Annotated in this window: 20 protein-coding genes and 1 pseudogene; 5 read left to right on the plus strand and 16 right to left on the minus strand. The window is 35.5% G+C overall.

Annotated features, from left to right (window positions below; all coding sequences use genetic code 11):
- Nucleotides 1–16: 16 nt before the first annotated feature.
- The 7 genes from ACXVYO_RS00505 to ACXVYO_RS00535 all read right to left on the minus strand — a co-directional run bounded on the left by ACXVYO_RS00505 (nucleotide 17) and on the right by ACXVYO_RS00535 (nucleotide 5663).
- Nucleotides 17–1432 carry an amino acid permease gene (locus tag ACXVYO_RS00505; protein ID WP_458465749.1) on the minus strand — a complete coding sequence of 472 codons (1416 nt, stop codon included), beginning with the start codon at nucleotides 1430–1432 and terminating at the stop codon, nucleotides 17–19.
- Between the two features lie 232 nt (nucleotides 1433–1664).
- The gene (locus ACXVYO_RS00510) at nucleotides 1665–2837 is read right to left on the minus strand and encodes a homogentisate 1,2-dioxygenase (protein ID WP_458465750.1); all 1173 of its coding nucleotides are present in this window, start codon (nucleotides 2835–2837) and stop codon (nucleotides 1665–1667) included.
- Nucleotides 2803–3759 (minus strand): fumarylacetoacetate hydrolase family protein, encoded by a 957-nt coding sequence (locus ACXVYO_RS00515; RefSeq protein WP_458465751.1) that lies wholly within the window; start codon nucleotides 3757–3759, stop codon nucleotides 2803–2805. Before ACXVYO_RS00515 ends, ACXVYO_RS00510 begins: the two co-directional genes overlap by 35 nt.
- 66 nt (nucleotides 3760–3825) lie before the next feature.
- Complete coding sequence (gene hppD, locus ACXVYO_RS00520; protein WP_458465752.1) at nucleotides 3826–4944, minus strand: 4-hydroxyphenylpyruvate dioxygenase; 1119 nt, start codon at nucleotides 4942–4944, stop codon at nucleotides 3826–3828.
- 309 nt (nucleotides 4945–5253) lie between these two features.
- On the minus strand, nucleotides 5254–5364 hold the full coding sequence (locus ACXVYO_RS00525; RefSeq protein ID WP_458465753.1) for a DUF3948 family protein: 111 nt from the start codon (nucleotides 5362–5364) through the stop codon (nucleotides 5254–5256).
- Between the two features lie 42 nt (nucleotides 5365–5406).
- Entirely contained in the window at nucleotides 5407–5514 is a 108-nt protein-coding gene (locus ACXVYO_RS00530) for a DUF3948 family protein (RefSeq protein WP_000664237.1), read from the minus strand.
- A 41-nt stretch (nucleotides 5515–5555) separates the two neighbouring features.
- Nucleotides 5556–5663: a DUF3948 family protein gene (locus ACXVYO_RS00535; RefSeq protein ID WP_000664237.1), complete on the minus strand. Its 108-nt coding sequence runs from the start codon at nucleotides 5661–5663 to the stop codon at nucleotides 5556–5558.
- 451 nt (nucleotides 5664–6114) lie between these two features.
- On the opposite strand from ACXVYO_RS00535, the gene ACXVYO_RS00540 reads away from it, so the two are divergent.
- Complete coding sequence (locus ACXVYO_RS00540; protein ID WP_429607292.1) at nucleotides 6115–6987, plus strand: Cof-type HAD-IIB family hydrolase; 873 nt, start codon at nucleotides 6115–6117, stop codon at nucleotides 6985–6987.
- Nucleotides 6988–7022: 35 nt separating this feature from the next.
- Here ACXVYO_RS00540 and ACXVYO_RS00545 read toward each other — a convergent pair whose 3' ends face one another.
- The 6 genes and pseudogenes from ACXVYO_RS00545 to ACXVYO_RS00570 form a co-directional block, all read right to left on the minus strand.
- Nucleotides 7023–7988, minus strand: a complete 966-nt coding sequence (locus ACXVYO_RS00545) for an ABC transporter ATP-binding protein (protein ID WP_458465754.1) — start codon at nucleotides 7986–7988, stop codon at nucleotides 7023–7025.
- Complete coding sequence (locus ACXVYO_RS00550) at nucleotides 7985–8965, minus strand: ABC transporter ATP-binding protein (protein ID WP_458465755.1); 981 nt, start codon at nucleotides 8963–8965, stop codon at nucleotides 7985–7987. Before ACXVYO_RS00550 ends, ACXVYO_RS00545 begins: the two co-directional genes overlap by 4 nt.
- A gap of 10 nt (nucleotides 8966–8975) precedes the next feature.
- Entirely contained in the window at nucleotides 8976–9899 is a 924-nt protein-coding gene (gene opp4C / locus ACXVYO_RS00555; protein ID WP_458465756.1) for an oligopeptide ABC transporter permease, read from the minus strand.
- A 12-nt stretch (nucleotides 9900–9911) separates the two neighbouring features.
- Nucleotides 9912–10868: an ABC transporter permease gene (locus ACXVYO_RS00560; protein WP_000860691.1), complete on the minus strand. Its 957-nt coding sequence runs from the start codon at nucleotides 10866–10868 to the stop codon at nucleotides 9912–9914.
- A 108-nt stretch (nucleotides 10869–10976) separates the two neighbouring features.
- Nucleotides 10977–12704, minus strand: a complete 1728-nt coding sequence (locus ACXVYO_RS00565; RefSeq protein WP_458465757.1) for an ABC transporter substrate-binding protein — start codon at nucleotides 12702–12704, stop codon at nucleotides 10977–10979.
- Nucleotides 12705–12951: 247 nt separating this feature from the next.
- Nucleotides 12952–13230 (minus strand): annotated as a pseudogene (locus ACXVYO_RS00570) (ABC transporter substrate-binding protein); the annotation flags it as partial.
- A gap of 100 nt (nucleotides 13231–13330) precedes the next feature.
- On the opposite strand from ACXVYO_RS00570, the gene ACXVYO_RS00575 reads away from it, so the two are divergent.
- Entirely contained in the window at nucleotides 13331–13528 is a 198-nt protein-coding gene (locus ACXVYO_RS00575; RefSeq protein ID WP_458465758.1) for a hypothetical protein, read from the plus strand.
- A 250-nt stretch (nucleotides 13529–13778) separates the two neighbouring features.
- Here ACXVYO_RS00575 and abc-f read toward each other — a convergent pair whose 3' ends face one another.
- Both abc-f and ACXVYO_RS00585 read right to left on the minus strand, forming a co-directional pair.
- Complete coding sequence (abc-f, locus tag ACXVYO_RS00580; protein ID WP_458465759.1) at nucleotides 13779–15659, minus strand: ribosomal protection-like ABC-F family protein; 1881 nt, start codon at nucleotides 15657–15659, stop codon at nucleotides 13779–13781.
- A 124-nt stretch (nucleotides 15660–15783) separates the two neighbouring features.
- Nucleotides 15784–15918: an RAxF-45 family protein gene (locus tag ACXVYO_RS00585; RefSeq protein WP_046956655.1), complete on the minus strand. Its 135-nt coding sequence runs from the start codon at nucleotides 15916–15918 to the stop codon at nucleotides 15784–15786.
- A gap of 426 nt (nucleotides 15919–16344) precedes the next feature.
- Between ACXVYO_RS00585 and ACXVYO_RS00590 the strand changes: the two genes are divergently transcribed.
- Nucleotides 16345–16467, plus strand: a complete 123-nt coding sequence (locus ACXVYO_RS00590; RefSeq protein WP_458465760.1) for a spore coat protein B — start codon at nucleotides 16345–16347, stop codon at nucleotides 16465–16467.
- A gap of 135 nt (nucleotides 16468–16602) precedes the next feature.
- Complete coding sequence (locus tag ACXVYO_RS00595) at nucleotides 16603–17397, plus strand: DUF4931 domain-containing protein (RefSeq protein ID WP_458465761.1); 795 nt, start codon at nucleotides 16603–16605, stop codon at nucleotides 17395–17397.
- Nucleotides 17398–17408: 11 nt separating this feature from the next.
- Here the strand turns inward: ACXVYO_RS00595 and ACXVYO_RS00600 are convergent, their stop codons facing one another.
- A complete protein-coding gene (locus ACXVYO_RS00600) occupies nucleotides 17409–17942 on the minus strand; it encodes a transglycosylase SLT domain-containing protein (protein ID WP_458465762.1) in 534 nt (177 codons plus the stop codon).
- Between the two features lie 251 nt (nucleotides 17943–18193).
- On the opposite strand from ACXVYO_RS00600, the gene ACXVYO_RS00605 reads away from it, so the two are divergent.
- Nucleotides 18194–19843: a DUF2334 domain-containing protein gene (locus ACXVYO_RS00605; protein WP_458465763.1), complete on the plus strand. Its 1650-nt coding sequence runs from the start codon at nucleotides 18194–18196 to the stop codon at nucleotides 19841–19843.
- The last annotated feature ends 4 nt before the right edge of the window (nucleotides 19844–19847 follow it).

Here is a 19847-nt window from a genome sequence, read left to right on the forward strand (position 1 = left end):
GGATGGATTTTTCTACTTATAAATTCGCTGCATCATCTTCGTCTTTACTATTATTTAAAGCACTATGTTTTCGGCTATATAAGAAGTAAACCGCAATACCGATAACCATCCATACTCCAAAACTAATCCAAGCCGTTCCGGATAATTGAAGCATTAAGTATAAACAAAAAATCACCGTTAATGCTGGTAAAAATGGTACAAGCGGTGCCTTAAATGCTCTTGGTAAATCAGGATGAGTTCTTCTCATTACAATAACAGCAACAGCTACAAGTGCGAAGGCTGATAGAGTCCCCATATTTACAAGATGCGCTAAAACATTTAAATCTATTAATCCTGAAATAAGTGCTGCAATAATTCCTGTTGTCCATGTATTTAAAAATGGCGTTTTAAATTTTGGATGGACTTTAGCAAGACGCTTCGGCAATAATCCATCTCTACTCATTGCATACGAAACACGTACTTGCCCATACATCATAACTAACATTACTGTTGTAATTCCTGTAATTGCTCCTACTGAAATTACTCCCGCTAAACTATCTTGTCCAATAAATTGAAGTGCAAAAGCAACTGGATCTGATATATTTAGCTGTCCGTATGGAACAATTCCTGTCAAAATAAGCGAAACAACGATATAAAGAACTGTACAAATTAATAACGATGCAATAATGCCAATTGGCAAATCACGTTGTGGACGTTTCACTTCTTCTGCTGCCGTTGAAACTGCATCAAACCCTATGAATGCAAAGAACACTGTAGCAGCTCCAGCCATTACACCATCTAAGCCAAACGGCATAAAAGGTGTCCAATTTTCAGGTTTTACATAATTAAAACCAGCAAAGATAAATATGAGAACAACCGCTAATTTAATAAACACCATAATGTTATTTATTCGTGCACTTTCACGAACACCTCTAGATAAAAGAACAGTCATCACTAAAATAATTAGAACCGCAGGTAAATCAATGATTCCACCCTTTCCTGTACCAGGGGCCGAGGAGAGAATGGTAGGAATATGGATTCCAAATCCCTTTAATAAAGATTGGAAATAAGCGGACCAACCGTTTGCCACAGCTGAGGTAGCAAGTAAATACTCCAGCATTAAGTCCCATCCAATTAAAAATGCGAATACTTCTCCCATCGTCGCATATGTGTACGTATACACACTGCCTGAGACAGGAACTGAAGAAGCGAATTCAGCATAACAAAATGCAGCAAAGGCACAAGCTAACGCGGCTATCGCAAACGATAATATAATAGCTGGTCCAGAATGTTTCGCTGCTACCACGCCCGTTAGAACGAAAATACCAGTTCCAACAATTGCCCCAATTCCAAGCATAGTTAAATCCAATGCGCCCAATGTTCTTGCTAACGTCTTTTGCTTACTTTCTTGCATTAACTTTGCAAGAGGCTTCTTTTGAAAAATTTGCTTCATAGCATGCTCCTCCAAGTTTTAAATTTTCTGAAAATTTTTAATTCGCTTTTTTATTTTACTCATAGCACTTTCCACAGTCAATACTTTTGTCGAAATAAGTAGAAATCTTTCGGAACATACAATAATCCTTATCGTTGTTTCTATATATCTTTCCATCACTTTTTTTGGTATTATTATACATGTCGATTCCATAAAAGAGGCATACTCCCTTAGTGAGCATGCCTCTTTTTACCTATTTCACAGTATGTGAACCTTCTTCAATCCAGCTATACATATATTTTTCATCTTCCGTCTCATGTGCTTGTTTTACAATACGAAGCGGACGGAATGTATCTATCATAACAGCTAACTCAAGCGTTTCTTTCTTCCCTATACTCGCCTCTGTTTTCCCAGGGTGCGGCCCATGAGGAATTCCGCTCGGATGAAGTGTAATAGAACCTTCTTCCACACCTTTCCGGCTCATAAAGTTTCCTTCTACATAGTACAGTACTTCATCACTATTCACGTTACTATGATAATATGGTGCAGGAATAGATTCTGGATGATAGTCGTATAAACGTGGTACGAAAGAGCAAATAACGAAATTGTGACCTTCGAACGTTTGATGTACTGGAGGTGGCTGATGAATACGGCCTGTGATTGGTTCGAAGTCCTCTACATTAAAGACCCACGGATATAAATAGCCATCCCATCCAACAACATCTAACGGATGGTGTCCTAAAACATGTTTATGCATATACCCTCGCGACTTTGTCATTACGACAAACTCACCTTTTTCATCATACGTATCTAATTTTTCAGGACCACGAATATCTCTCTCACAAAACGGACTATGCTCTAACAATTGTCCGTACTCATTACGATAGCGACGTGGTGTTGTAATTTGACTATTTGCCTCTACAACAAGAAACTTAGTCTCTCCTTCATCTGGAATAACACGATAGATTGTTCCAATCGGAATCGTTACATAATCACCTTTTCGATAGTGAATCGTTCCAAACATCGTTTCAATTTTCCCTGTTCCGTAATGAACAAATAACATTTCATCGCCATCACCATTACGGTAGAAATAGTCCATTTTTTCTGTTGGAGTCACTACTCCAATTAATAAATCCTCATTCCCAAGCATAAAGACTCTTCCGCTTACCGCATCGCCAGTTTTTTTATTTTCTTTCGTGCGAAAATGGCGATGAGCAAGAGCTACATCTTCTTCATATTGTAACTGACAGGAATGTGATACCGCCGAATGCGATACTTCCGTTGGCATATAATGATGATACAAAATAGACTGCGTACCAGAAAAACCTTTCGTTCCCATTACCTGTTCACGATAAAGCGATCCATCCTTTTTACGAAATTGTACATGTCGTTTATGAGGTAGCTCCCCCATGTGACGATAAAACATGCCCATCACCTGCTTCCATTTCTTTTTTGACCGTATTACGTAACGTACCTAAACCAGTAATCGTAAGTTCTACAACATCTCCATCTTGTAGCCACTCTTCCGTACCCAGTTCTAAAATACAACCTGTTCCTACTGTCCCAGAACCAATCACATCGCCGGGATATAACGTAACGTCTTCTGAAGCACGTTCAATCATTTCAGCAAATGTATAGTAAATATCTTGGAAGTTCCCCTTTGATAATACCTTTCCATTTACACGAGCAGTCATTTCTAACTCATAACGGTCACCGTTACGATAAACAGCTAGTTCCTCTTTCGTAACAAGGTACGCTCCTAATGAAGTTGCAAAATCTTTTCCTTTTGCTGGACCAAGTCCTACCTTCATTTCTGTTGCTTGTAAGTCCCTTGCACTCCAGTCATTCATAATACAATAACCAAAAATGTATTCTTCTGCTTGCTCACGAGAAATATTTCTTCCTTCTTTCCCAATTACGCAAGCAATCTCTAGCTCATAATCAAGTTTTTTTGATTTCTTCGGACCAATTACAAAATCATCTGGACCAATTACAGCACGATGGTTCGTAAAATAAAAAACCGGGATATCGTACCATTCAGGTACAACATCCAGCCCTCTTCGGCCACGGGCCGTTTTTACATGCTGTTCAAACGCGTAAAAATCCCGAATACTACTCGGATTAGGAATTGCCGCCGCTAATTGTACGTCCCTTAAGGAATATACACCCTTTTCCGGATTCTTAATCTTACGCAATACTTCTACATACTCATCCGCTTTCTCTAAAAAGGCGAACATAGAAGAAGGTAATTTCCCATCACTAGCAAGATTCATATCAATTACTTTGTCACCTTCAAGCCATCCAGCTCGCAATTCTTTCGAAGGAAGACGAAATGTAACAAATTTCATCATGATTCCTCCCTATGAAAATGAAATTTCCACCAGCAAAAAGACTTTTGCTGGTGGATACAAATCTTATAAGTTTCCGCGACGTTCCTGTTCTCTTTCAATTGATTCAAATAATGCTTTAAAGTTCCCTTCTCCAAATCCGCGAGAACCTTTACGTTGAATGATTTCAATAAATAAAGTTGGACGATCTACAATTGGTTTCGTAAAGATTTGTAGTAAGTATCCTTCATCATCACGATCTACTAGAATCTTTAATTCTTTTAATCTATCAATTTCCTCATCAATTTTTCCAACTCGTGCACTTAACTCATCATAATAAGTATCAGGTGTATCTAAAAACTCCACACCATTTGCACGCAGCGCTTCCACTGTTTTAACAATGTCATTTGTTAGTAAAGCAAGATGTTGTACCCCTGCTCCATTGTAGAACTCTAAATATTCTTGAATCTGTGATTTTCTCTTCCCATCTGCTGGCTCGTTAATAGGGAACTTAATACGACTTCCATTTGTCATAACTTTCGACATTAATGCTGAATACTCTGTACTAATATCATCATCATCAAAATGGATCATTTGTTTAAAGCCCATAACGTTCTCGTAATAACTAACCCACTCTTCCATTTTTTCAACATTACCAACTACGTGGTCTACAGCAATTAAACCTGACTCTTCAAATGGAATATTAAATTCCACTTGTTGGAATCCCGGCATAAATGTTCCTTTATAATTTTTACGCTCTACAAGCGTGTGAATTGTATCACCATACGTACCAATAACTGCTTTTTTTAGTGTACCGTTCTCGTCTGTTAATTCCACAGGTGGAGCAATCGCGACGGCACCACGTTTCACCGCTTCCGAGTATGCTTTGTCAACATCGTCAACAAGTAAAGCAACATCTTTTACACCATCACCATGTGCCTTTACAAATTCTGCGATACGATTGTCGCTACTTAAAGCTCCAGACACAACAAAACGCATATTTTTTTGCACAAGAACATAAGATACCTTTTCACGGTTACCAGTTTCTAACCCAGAGTAAGCCACAATTTTGAATCCGAATGCTCTCGCAAGGTAATAGCTTGATTGCTTTGCATTTCCTACGTAAAATTCCAAATGATCTACATCACGTACTGGAAAAAAGTCCTCCATTTGTGCAGCTAGCGTATCCATAGATTTTTGTTTCATAAAATCCTCATCCCCCTGTAAATAGATTAAATGGTCCATACTTAAAACCAACCGAAAACGCTTCCAACATCAATTAATAGAAATTAGTTAGCAAGCTAACAAATTCTGACCTTTAAAATTTTCTATCTTTTCTGTCAAATTCCTCTTTTTTTCTTACATATAAAATTCGACTTTTTTCTCTTTAAAATAAAGGGGGGCTATTCATACTTGGAGGGATATATAGAAGAAAACAAAAAAGACCCCAACATATTAACTACTTACTAATATGCTAGAGTCTTTATTTTTTTTGAATGATTGTATTTGTATATATCATACTAATATATTTGCAAGGAATAGAATAAATGATGTTAATACTATCGTTCCACCTAATGATCCTAATAAATCTGTTTTCGTTACTTGTAACACTTGTTCACTGTTCATATTCCTCATTCTCCTTTCATTTTGTATAATTTAAAACTCCCATTATACTAATACGCTTGATAGAAATACGATTAATGCCGTTAATACTACTGCTCCACTTGCTGATCCTACGAAGTCACCTTTTGTTACTTGTAATACTTGCTCTTTCATTTTGCATTCTCCTCTCTTTTTCTTTTATTACAAAACTTCTATTATACTAATACGCTTGATAGAAATACGATTAATGCTGTTAATACTACCGCTCCACTTGCTGATCCTACGAAGTCACCTTTTGTTACTTGTAATACTTGCTCTTTCATTTTATGTATCCTCCTTTTTAATAAGTTATCTATATGTAATTTCTAAGAAATGTTTATTTCATAGTTTTTATGTTAGCGTTACATTAAAGTTAATAACGTAACGTTTGTAACATTAATGTAACATAGCTATTGTTACGTTGCAATATAATTACGTAAATTTTATTACACTTTTTTTACGTTTTTTTATAAACACCCTTAAAAACCTTGTTTTAATGCACTTTCTACCAAGTTGAAGTTTGTAATATTATTGTAATATTACAGTCGTATAACGAAACATACCTATACTTACCTCTACTTTTGTTACAAATCAAAGTAAATATTTAAATGAATACGTCGGAATCTATCGAGCTTTTACTGACTGTTCATGCTAGATAAAATACAATCTTTCCAAGATAAGTTTATATGTTTCCTCTATATAACTATGTATAATAAAAGCAAAGAGGTGGTCATTTTGAAATTAATCGCATTAGATATGGATGGTACACTACTATCATCTAATCTTGAGATCTCCAAAGAGAACTTACAAGCTATCCAAACTGCAAAAGAGGCTGGTCATATTGTCATGATTTGTTCTGGTCGCGCAAAAGAGGATGCTTTAAAATTATTGGAAGAATATAAACTATCCCTTCCAGTTGGAGCAAGCAATGGGGCAATTGTTTATGTGGATGGAAAGGTAATTAACTCACGTTGTTTACAAAACGATAAAGTATACAAGCTTGCAAAATTACTAGAATCTGAAGGTTTTCCATATAAGCTATATACGAATAAAGGAGTTTATTCTCCATATACATGGCAAAACCAAGTCATGCAAGCGTTTGAAGAAAACAAGCATGCACTAGATGTTACACTCGAAGAACTTGAAAGAATTACAGAAAAACAAAAGAAATCAAACTTAATTACTGATTTTCAAAAAATTGAAGATGTTGTAAATAATCCAGAATTAGAAATATCTAAATTCTTCATTTTGACATTTAATGCAGCGCATCGCGCACAGCTATTAAGCATGTTACAAGAAGACACTGATATTTCAGTTACGGCATCAGCTCCTACTAATGTAGAAATTATGGATAAGCATGGTCATAAAGGGAACGGCCTACAAGAAATGGCTGCTTATTTCAATATACCAATTGAAGATACTATTGCAATCGGGGACAACTTTAATGATGTACCAATGTTACAAGTAGCTGGCTTATCAGTTGCAATGGGAAATGCTGAAGAAGATGTAAAAAAACTATGTGATGTTGTAACATTAACAAACAATGAACATGGTGTTGCTCATGCAATCGAGCAATTTGTATTGAAACAAACTTCATCTAGTAAATAAAAAAAGGACTCTTTCTATTTGAAAGAGTCCTTTTTTTATACATGATGACAAGCTACAAAATGCTCCTCACCAACATTACGGAATTCTGGTACTGTTTGTTTACAAATATCTGTTGCAACCGGGCAACGTGTATGAAAACGACAACCTGAAGGTGGATTTGCTGGACTTGGAATGTCACCCTCTAGTATGATTCTCTCTCGCTTCACTGTTGGATCTGGTATTGGCACAGCCGATAACAATGCTTTTGTATACGGATGAAGTGGGTTCGTAAATAACTCATCACGCGGCGCTGTTTCCACAATCGTTCCTAAATACATAATCCCGATTTTCGTACATAAATGTTCGACTACACTTAAATCATGTGAAATGAACAAATAGGATAATCCCTTTTTCTCCTGTAACTCACTAAATAAGTTAATGATTTGGGCTTGAATAGATACATCTAGTGCTGCCACAGGTTCGTCGGCTACAATGAATTCCGGGTTTAATACCATAGCTCTTGCGATAACGATACGCTGACGTTGTCCACCAGAAAACTCATGAGGATACCTTTCAATATGATATGGGGCTAAGCCACATAATTCTAATACTTCTGTTACCTTTTCACGAACATTTTCTTTCGTCGCTAGTCCGTGAGCCAACATCGGCTCCCCCAGTGCTTCTCCAATTCTCATTCTCGGATTTAATGAGCTAAATGGATCTTGAAACACAAGCTGCATATTAGGACGATGTTTTCTTAATTCCTCTTTTGATAAAGAATGAACATCGTGTCCTTTAAACTTCACTTCCCCTTCCGTTTTTTGGACGAGACGTAAAATGGTTTTTCCTATCGTCGTTTTTCCGCTTCCTGATTCACCAACGAGACCGAACACTTCACCTTTATTAATAGTAAAACTTACTCCATCAACTGCTTTTACATGTCCAACCGTTCTACTAAATATGCCACCTTTAATCGGAAAATATGTTTTTAAGTTTTTTACTTCTAATAATGGTTCACTCATTGTTCCGCACGCTCCTCATATAACCAGCAAGCTACTTTATGATTCTTATCATGTACATTTAGATTCGGTGCTTCTTCTTTACATATTTCCATACAATGCTCACAACGACCGCTGAAGTAGCAAAATTCATCCAAACCAACTAAATTAGGAACTTGCCCTGGAATAGAATATAGTTTATCTATTCGTTTTCCCATCACTGGTTTTGATTTCAACAAGCCTTTCGTATACGGGTGTTTCGGATTTTGGAATATCTCTAGTACTGGGGCTTCTTCAATAACTTTTCCGCCATACATAACGACAACGTAATCAGCCATTTCTGCTACAACGCCTAAATCATGTGTAATTAATAAAATGGATGTTTTAAATTCCTCTTTTACTTGTCTTAATAAGTCTAATATTTGGGCTTGAATCGTAACATCAAGAGCCGTTGTCGGTTCATCAGCAATTAATAACTTAGGATTACAACTAAGTGCAACAGCAATCATAATACGTTGTAACATCCCGCCACTTAGTTCATGCGGATAAGAATGGATGATTTCATCCGCACGAGCTATGCCGACTTTACGAATTAACTCAATTGCTTTCTCATACGCTTCGTTTTTACTAAGTAATTCATGCTCCCTTAACGTCTCTACAATCTGTTCCCCTACAGTGAAGACCGGATTTAGCGATGTCATCGGTTCTTGGAAAATCATCGCAATATCATTACCTCGTAAACTACGAAGCTCTTTCTCTTTCATTCCTAAAAGACTTTTTCCTTCATATAAAATATCTCCGCCTACTACACTGCCGGATTCAGCAATAAGTCCCATAATAGATAAAGCTGTTACACTTTTCCCACAACCTGATTCACCTACTACACAAACCGTTTCACCTTCCCGAACTGCAAAACTAACATGGTTTACAGCCTTTACTGTCCCTTCTTCTGTCTGAAAGTGTGTTTGTAAATCTTTCAGTTCTACTACCGCTCTACTCATATTCCCTCACCTACCGTCTCATCTTTGGATCTAATGCATCACGAAGTGCATCACCAAGTAAGTTAATTGATACAACTGTTATAAAGATTGCGAAACCTGGCGGAATCCATAACCACGGACGCTTTTGGAAATCAATTAATGAGTTAGCTGCGCTAATCATATTCCCCCATGATGGTGTAGGTGGAACAACTCCGAGACCTAAGTAGCTTAGTGCGGATTCACTTAAAATAGATCCAGCCACACCCAAAGTTGCTACAACAATAAGCAATGGAAAGACGTTAGGAATTAAATGATGGATAATTTTCCGAGAATCCTTTAATCCTAATACATCTGCTGCTTGCATAAAGGCTTGCTCCCGCAATGTTAAAATTTGCCCCCTCACAAGACGGGCCAGTCCTGGCCATCCTACTAAACTTAAAATAATCATTACAACATATAAACGGTATTCCGATGGTAATTTCCATTCTGACAGAATTGCTCCCATTATAATAAGTAGCGGTAATCCCGGAATGGACATTAACACATCTGCAACTCGCATAATTAAATGATCCACAACCCCTCGATAAAAACCAGCAATCGCTCCTAATAGTGCTCCTAGTATGACGGATAGTAGCATCGACGCTAAACCAATCGTTAGTGAAATACGTCCTGCTTGCATAAGTCTAGTTAAAATATCCCGTCCCAACTGATCGGTTCCAAGCCAATGTGATAGGTTGGGTGGTTTATTAATTTGTGTTACTTGTACTTTCCCATCAGCATATGGTGAAAAGATCGGACCGATAAAACTAAATAAAAACATGAATATTAAAACGTATAAGCCACACAATGCCATCTTATTTTTCTTAATTTTTTTATACGCTTGACGCCATGGTGATGATTCATTTCTCTTTTTTCGTTCTTTCTTTTTCTCTATTATTGGTGTAATAGTCTCCATATCTTTCCCCCCTTACTTCAATCGAATTCTTGGATCAACAAACGCATATACAATATCAGCTAAGAAATTAGCCATAATGGTTAAACAAGAAAGAAACATCGTAAAGGCCATTAATACCGTATAATCACGGAAGTTTAATGCTTCTAATTGAATACTCCCAATCCCTGGCCAGTTAAAAATCTGTTCAATAATAATAGCTCCTGAAAATAAACCCGGTAATTCAAAAGCAAGTAATGTAATTGCTGGTAAAATTGCATTTTTCAATGCATGTTTATAAATAACGGTTCTTTCTTTTAAACCTTTTGCACGAGCAGTCCGAATATAATCTTGCCTAATAACGTCCAACATACCAGTTCGAAAATATCGTGTTAACGATCCTACACCAAGAAGCGTTAAAATAAACACAGGTAGAATCATGTGACGTAATACTTCTAATATGTATGCTATCCCTGTTGAGTTACTCCCAATATCAATCATGCCACCAATAGGTAGTAACTTTAAATCAACTGCTAATAATTTAATTAAAAATAATCCGATAAAAAATGATGGAAATGACATTGCTGCAAAGACACCGATTGTTACCAATCTATCAAACCAAGAGTGTTGCTTTGTTGCAGAAATAACCCCAATAATAAGAGCAATAATCCAAGTGAAAAATAAAGCTGCAACAGCAACGATAAATGTATTCCAAATAAATTTATTAAGTAATGAAGTTACAGGTTCTTGATACTGTAAAGAAAATCCAAAATCACCATGTAAAGCATTCACTAACCAGTGAAAATATCTTTCAATAATTGGTTTGTTTAAGCCATACAATTCCCTTAACTCTTGAGCTCTCTCTGGTGTTAACTTTGGATTTGAATCAATATAATCCCCCGGCAAAAGTGCAAATAAGAAAAAAATAATAATAGATGTACCAAACAATGTAGGGATCATTTGAAGGAACCTACGAATGATATATGTTTTCACCTTTTGTCTCCCCAATCTTATTTACTTAAAAATAGAAGAACATTTTTTCAAAACAGCTACTGTTCCATCGCTGTATGAAAAAACGCCTTCTATTATTTAGGTCAACCCTTATTGTTCAATAGATAACACTGGTAAGTTGGAACTAATGCTATCGTATTTTTCTGGCTCAATTCCTTTGATACGTGCATTATGAGCATAAAGTAGTTTACGATAGTTTAATAAAATAACTGGTGGATCATCACTTAACTCTTTATATAGTTCTTTATAAATCGCTTTACGTTTTTCAATATCTGTCGTCCCTATACCTTTTACAATCAAATCATCTACTTTCGGGTTGTTATAACCCGTATCACTTTTTGGATTCGTTGATAAGTACTCACTTACAACTTCACTTGGGTCACTAATTCCTGGTGTTGAAACTGCCGCTAAATCGTAGTCACCTTTTCCTACTTTTGAAAGCATCGTATTAAAGTCCATCAACTCTGGATTTAATTCAACACCGATTTCCTTGTAACTTTCTTTTGCAATTGGAATAAAGATATCATTTGTTTTACCTGTATTTGATGCGTAGTATGTTAATTTTAATTTTTGACCATCTTTTTCACGAACCCCGTCAGAACCTACTTTCCAACCAGCCTCATCCAATAATTTTTTAGCCTTTTCTACGTCGTGTGGATATTTATTAATACCTTCTTCTGTATATGCCCATGAAACTGGCGCAATTGGTACGTTAGCAACAGATCCATATCCTTGTAAAGCTGTATCCACATACTTCTTACGGTCTAATCCATAAGTAAGTGCTTGACGTACCTTCTTATCTTTCAAATATGATTTCTTATTATTTACATAGATATAAGCAATATCACTTGATGATTCAAGATTAATATTTGCAAACTCTAATCCTTTTAATTGGTCTATATTCTCAGGATTTGCTCTAAATCCACTATAGTCCAGTTCACCTGTTTGGAATAATTGGAATCCAGTATCACCTGATGTGATTTTGTAAATAAAGTTTTTGATTTTTGGTTTACCTGCATAATAATTTTCGTTAGCAACAAAGCGTACTTCTTGACCTGGAACATATTTTTCAAATTTATATGGACCCGCTGCAATTGGTTGCCCATATAATGCTTTTAAATAGTCTAAACTTGTATTTTGTTTATAATCTTTTCCATAATAAGCTTTTGATAGCACCGGGCCACCTAAATTCGTTAGCGCCTGTGAATTAACTTTTTCAGTTGTAATTTTAATTGTCTGTGGATCAACAACTTGAATTCCTTCAATAGCAGTTGCTTTTCCTTCTTTATATTCTTTCCCGCCTTTAACAGCATACTGAGCAATATCCAATCCACCTTCATACGCTTTATCATGAAGTAGTGTTAGTGTAAATGCTACGTCATCCGCCGTTAAAGGCGACCCATCACTAAATTTTAAATTTTTACGTAAGTGGAATGTATATGTTAACTGGTCAGCAGAAATATCCCATTTTTCTGCAAGATCTGGAACAGGTTTACTTTGTTTGTCTGTTGTTACTAATGACGCAAAAATTACAGACGTTACATTTCCATCCCAACCATTCTCTTGAAAATATGGAAGGAAAACTCCCCCTGGCTTAGAAATGGCTGTAATAAAAGTATCTTTTCGTTGATTTGCTTTCTCTGGACTTTTCTTTTTATCTGTAGCTGGAATTGATTCAATCTTAGCGTCTTTTAAATCCTGCTTTTTTACCGGTTCTGTAGAAGCCGTTTCTTCCTGTCCCCCACAAGCAGATAACACAAGCGAACTACTCAGTAATACCGAAAATACACCAGCCCATTTTTTTGTCTTTTTCTTCATTGTCCCCACCCTAACTTTTCTTTTTTTAATAATTAAACCTTATGAACTGCTTGCCTTATGTATGCCTCCCACAGCAACATTTTATAGCCAATCGGAAAAGTCGGTTTTAATCGTAAAAAAATAGATGTTTTTGAGGGGTAACAATTCTATTCCGACCTTTCCGGTAGACTTTATGGTTATTAGCTTATATCTTCAGTTATATTTTGTCAATTCTTTCTGAGTAAATATTTTGATAATTCTTCCTGAATTATTGTTCTATCTTTAATTTAGGTAAACTTAATAAAATACCGTTATAGTTATCTTCTTGTAATCCTTGAATTCGTGCATGATGTGCAGACACCACTTTGCTATTATTTAAGAAGATTACAGGCGGGTCTTCACTTAACTCTTGATATAACTTTTTATAAATTTCTTTTCGCTTTTCAATATCCAACGTTTCTAATGCTTGCTTAGCTAATTCATCTACTTTTTGATTATAATATCCATCATAATTTCGTTTACTTGTTGAAACAAACTCTTCAATCGTTCTCTTTTATTTCGTATGAAAAAACTTAAAAATCCACTTCTATTCGTTCAGTATGCAACATAGAATACTAATAACCAATTACCAAAAAGGGGGCGAAAACATGGACAACCTATTCCAATACGTCCTGCACTACGTATTATTAACAATGATGATAGTCGGGGCGCTATTACTATTCCCATTCTTCCCAAAGTTCGTCCTCTTTTTAGCTTTTTTTATTATGCTCGGGATCGCCATTATCATTTCAACAAGAGAAGATACGAAACAAAAAGAAAACAGAGTTCAGCGCGTAAAGCTGTAACTCTGTTTTTTTGTTTTCAATCACGAATCGCCGTTCACATACTTATGTCTCGGGAAATAATTTATCCCGCTTTAATGGGCAGTAAGACCCCCAATACCTTTTATGTTTCACACCCTATGCAAATTACGTAACAAAGATTTATCAATCTTACTGTTTCACGTGAAACACAACTTTTATTTATCTCTTAAAGTATCCATATAAAAAAGCGAAATCCCTTCAGCAAAACTGAAAGGATTTCACTTTCTACTTTTCACTCCACAATATTCTCTAACTCATTATATAACTCCGCTCGTAACAACTCTTGCTTCGCTTTTTCCTCATACAATTGTTCAAGCATTTCAACATCAACTACATGTTCCATCTTACACTCAAGCTTATATATATCTTCTTCTACATGCATTAACTCGGTTTCAATCTCCTCAACATTCCTAACTTCTTTCTTTTTTATAGGAGCTATTTCAATTCTTTTTCTTCCTTGGCGTTGCTGCTTTATTACTTGTGTCTCGAGTTTTTCTTCCCACTTTTGACGCGCCCATGCATAGTTCCCTGCAAACTCAAATAATTTACGCTCATCAATCCAATACGTCTTTTCAAATAACTTATTTAAAAAATAACGATCATGTGAAACAGCTAAAATCGTTCCATTATATTGTTCAAGGGCTTCCTCTAAAACTTCCCTTGATTCAATGTCGAGATGGTTTGTCGGCTCATCTAAAATTAAAAAATTGATATCTTGATACATAAGTTGCGCAAGCCTTAATCTCATTTTTTCTCCACCGCTCAGTTGCGTTACTTTCTTAAACACCGCTGGACCATAAAATAAAAACTTAGCTAATATATGTCTCGCTTCGCCCTCTGTTACAGCTACATATTCCCTGAAAGCTTCTAATACATTACTCTTCACATTTCCGTACGCATGCTGTGATAAATAACCGATTTTCACACTACTACCAATTCGAATTTCACCAGCGTCTGGTTCTATTTCTTCTAATAATAACTTTAGTAGCGTTGTCTTTCCTGTACCATTACGACCGACTATTGCCGCACGCTCTTGAAAACGAACATGTAAATTCGCTTCATTAAATAAAGGATGGCCAGCAAACCCTTTACTCACTTCTTTCATTACAACAACATCTTTCCCACTTCTCTCTTGCCCTTCAAACTGAAGTCCCATTTGTTTCCGTTCTAAAATAGGTTTCTTTAGTTTCTCCATACGTTCCAGTGCACGTTCCATACTTCTCGCTCTCTTATGCAATCCTTCATTCGGAGGATTCGCCTGATTTGCCCATTCACGTAGTCGCTTAATTGCTTCTTTCATTTTCTTTATTTTCTTTTGCTGTTCTTGATAAGCCTGGAACTCCTGAAGCAATCGTTCTTCCTTTCCCTCAACAAACTGAGAATAGTTTGTATGATACACGTGAATCTCTCCATCTTCTAAATCAAAAATCTTCGTTACAACTTCATCAAGGAAATAGCGATCATGTGAAATGACCATAACCGTTCCATTGTATTCTTTTAAAAATTGCTCTAGCCATTCTACGGCGAATAAATCTAAATGATTGGTTGGTTCATCTAATAGAAGTAGATCTGGTTTCTGCAATAGCATGTATGCAAGACTTACCTTTGTTTGTTCCCCACCACTTAACTCCAGAAATGATCGAGGAAATAGCTCTGTCACCTGTAGACCATTTGCTACCTTCATCAAATTCGCTTCTATTTCATAACCACCAAGGAACGCAAACTTTTCTTGAATTACTCCGTATCTCTCCATTAATTTTTGTAAAGCAGACGGTTCTCGTTCTTCCGCCATATTTTTTTCTAAAGTACGCATTTCTCTTTCTAATTCCTTTTCTGCTTTAAAAGCCGAACTCAGTACATCATATACAGTCATCTCCTCATCAAATTTCGGAATTTGTGCCACATGACCAATACGTGTACCTTTCTTCATATGAATGGCTCCTGCATCTAAACTTTCCATTCCAGTTAGAAGCTGAAAGATTGTTGTCTTCCCACTACCGTTACGACCAACTAATCCAACACGTTCACCATTCTTTATTTCAAGCGATATATTTTCAAATATGATGTTTCCACCAAAAGATTTCGTCACATTATTTACACTACAAATTGTCATTTTCCGTACTCCTTTCAATATAAAAAACCATGGGAAAGAAACATTCCCCATGGTTTTCGACATAGAAAAAGGAAGCCAAATAGCTCCCTTTTCACACGTTTATTAAAAATGGGTGAAGAGATTTCTATCGTTCAATAGCTACTATGCAATTGTTAAAAAAGGACAGACGTATCCCGTTAACAACTACATCATGAAAAATCGCACGACAAAAATAGATATAATCTAAAAATTTGGCACGTGCAGCTAAAGAACGTTTCATCTCATTCACCTCTTTCGTACGGAATTTAATACTTACTTCTTTATTATACTTTCCCATTTCATGTTTGAATAGTCATTTTTCTGAAAATAATGAAGATAGACTAAACATTTCAATAAGTGACATCAAATCTTACAAAACTGTTATGTTCACGTAATGGAAAGCGATAGTACGAAAAGATGCCTCCCTATACAATAAAGATGTAAACAAGAGAGACAACAAAAGGAGGAAACAATCATGATGAAAGAAATCGTAAAAGCAATCTTTGAGGTATTAGTGAACGGACAAGCAGTTGTAAAAGAACTAAACGAACTATAAAAAGGAGTGAAAGAATATGATGAACATGGTAAAAATGATTTTACACGCTCTAGTTGATGCAAAAGCAGTTAGCCAAGAATTAAACCAACAATAAAAAAGGGGTAAACGAATATGAAGAAAGCCATTATTGTAATCGTGAGTACAGCAATTGCCTTATACAAAATAAAAAATAGAAAAAATAAACATAATAAAAACGATCTATATTATCCATACACACTATTAAAGAAAAAATAAAAGACAAGGTACCCTGTTGTAATGAGGATATCTTGTCTTTTATTTTTCCTATTCCCTTTAAAGGATTTCCTTCTTCTTTTCCCGAATGTATTAAGCGAGATTTTTTACATATATTTTAAAGGGGCATATATACAAATGGATACACAACAACTATACTTTTTAAACGATATCGGCAAACAAAAACCAGAAAGCATCCGGAATAGAAGCGCTGCATGTCCTTTTTGTGACAGAGAAAATTTGATGGATATTTTAGCAACTGAGGGCTCAATTATTTGGCTGAAAAACAAATTTCCTACATTAAAAGATACATTTCAAACGGTGCTAATCGAAACCGATAATTGTGAAGATCATATTGCGACATATACAGAAGAACATATGAGATCGCTAATTCGTTTCTCGATTAAACATTGGTTAGACTTACAGAAGAATGAAGAATTCACATCTGTGATTTTATACAAAAATCACGGGCCATTCTCAGGCGGAAGTTTGCATCATGCACACATGCAGATCATCGGAATGAAATATGTAGACTATCTCGGTAACGTAGAACCGGACAACTTCCGAGGAGTAATTGTACAAAAAAACGAACACATTGAACTCAATATTTCAGATCGTCCTATTATCGGTTTTACTGAATTTAATATCATCATCGAAGATGTTAAATACATAGATGAACTAGCAAATTATATTCAGCAAACTGTACGGTACATACTGACAGATTTCCATAAAGGATGTAGTAGTTATAACTTATTCTTCTATTACTTAAACGGAAAAATCATTTGTAAAGTTGTTCCTAGGTTTGTCGTTTCACCATTGTATGTAGGATATAAAATACCGCAAGTTTCTACAAAACTAGAAGACGTGAAAATACAACTAGCGGTGTATTTCACAAAACAAGACGGCGCAATTATTCACAAAAAAACAGAGTAGGTATAGAAAACCTACTCTTTTAGCACACCTTTATTTCGATAGTACACATCTTCTAATCCGATGTTATACTTCATGTTATTATCCGTCCACTCTGGACCCAGATTACCTGGCCATCCAGATGTATTTGCTACATATTTTAGTAATGCAAAATCCGTCAAACCTTTCTGCACCCCGCGCTTATACCCTTTCATTAAATGCGGCATTGCAATTTGCACATTTGTGCGCGGATCTTTCAACTCTTCATCAGTTAAATGATCTGGTGCAAGTCCACCACCACGGTGCAATTGAAACAATCCAAATGAAGTTCCGTTATCTCCAACACTTCTTGGATTTAACCGGCTTTCATGTTCGGCAATTGTAAGAGGTATCCATTCTGGAAGATTAACTTTCTTTGCTTCCTCTATAATAATTTGTTTCATCTGTTTTGCTTCTTCTGAATCAACATAGCTTGTCTCATTCACTAACTTGCCCATTCCTTCAGACTTTCCTTGGAAATATAAGTACACCCCAAGAACAACTAAAAATCCTACAAAGAATTTCTTCACTACCACTACCTCTTTCTCCGCTGAAATTTGTCCCCTTTCAGCCTTCTTCCCTTTACAATTACCCACATTCTATCATTCTCTTACCCTTTTATCATAGCAAATAACTATACATATTATCATCATGCTTTAGACCGATTTTGTGAAAAAACAGCTGGTAAATACGTGCAAAAATGTAACTTTCATAGACTGAAACGCATTTTTTGTATATAATTGTAAACTGAATTCTAAATATAAACTAGGAGAATAATAATATGAAAAAATGGTTGCTACTCTTATTTAGTTTACTACTATTAATTCCCGTCCCTATTTCCGCACAAAAAAACGAAAATCCCAAAGTCCTTATTTTATACAGTTCGAATGATGATCAAATTACAAGTGATACCCAAATAATTAATACACAAGTAGGACATTTTACTAATGACATAACAATTAAAAACTTAAAACAGTTAGCTGAAATAACTGATAAATCTTCATATACACATGTTATTTACATAGGTGAAAAACATGAAGAACTTTCTACTGAAACAAAAGAATTTCTAGAAAGTTTCTCAGGGTCACTACTAGTTTTAGGTGAAAATATAGAACAGTTATCCCATCGTTTTTCGTTTATCACTCTTAAAAATGAAGAGATAAACTCTGATACAATTGAATATCCAACACGTAAACTAAAGAATACATTAGAAGAAGAACGATCAATTAAACATCTTGATACAACTGGAACAATTCTCGCCCATGCTTTAAAAGAAAATAATACTTATCCATTAATTGTTCAACAAAATAATTCTTATTATGTTGCAACACCCAATCTCTTCGACTGGATATCCCATTACATAGGTGAAATGTTATTTTCTTACTTTGGACAAAAACCAACGACAGATAAAGTGGAAGCTTATTTACGTCTTGAAGATGTTCATCCAGCCGCAGATATAAATCAATTAAAAGAAATTGCTGCATTACTAAAAGAGAAAAAGATTCCTTACATGATTACAGTCATACCGGTATATAAAGATCCGGATACAGGAAAGACAATACATTTAAAAGATAAACCTGAGCTAGTCGATCTTTTGCGCTCTATGCAAGATGATGGTGCAGCAATTATTATGCACGGTTATACGCATCAATTTTATGATAGTGAAACTGGAGAAGGTTTTGAATTTTGGGACGTAAAAACAGATCAACCAATTCGTCAACCGAAGCACGAAAAACCAAAAACAAAAGATGACTTTCCTAATATAGAAGCATATAATGCATATGTAAAAAAAGGGGAAGAATTTGAAGAAAAATATACGACTGATCATATTGAAAAAGGGATTCAAGAACTTGTGGATGCCAAACTATATCCTGTCGCATTTGAAGCACCTCATTACACGATGTCTCAAAAAGGATATGAAATATTATCAAGGTACTTTTCGACTTATGTAGGACAACTACAGTTAAGTGATACAACTTGGAAATCCATGCACTCTCCAGCATACAGAAGTACACCATCATTCTTGCATGGAATGAAATTAATGCCTGAAACGGTTGGCTTTATTGAAGAAGATAAGCCACAAGCTATTGCAAAGATGAAAGCTAACGCTGTATCTGTTGCTAAATTATCCGATGGAGTTATTGGTGCATTCTATCATCCTTACTTAGGTGTAAAACCATTAAAAGAAGTATTAAAGAATCTAGAAAGCATTCCAAATATAGAATGGATTGATTTACAAAAAGAAACAAATGAAGTGAAAATGAAAGATATTCATATTACTACTAATAAAGACGGCATTCACGTTGAAAAACCAACAAGCGTAAGCGACGTAATGGACTATGTAAAACAATATGGATTCTTCCTTATACTTGGTTTCTTCATCATTGTCTTTCTACTGTTATTAAGACGTGCGAAAAAATTAGAATCCTAAAATA

The sequence above is a fragment of the Bacillus sp. BC08 genome, from assembly GCF_054326875.1.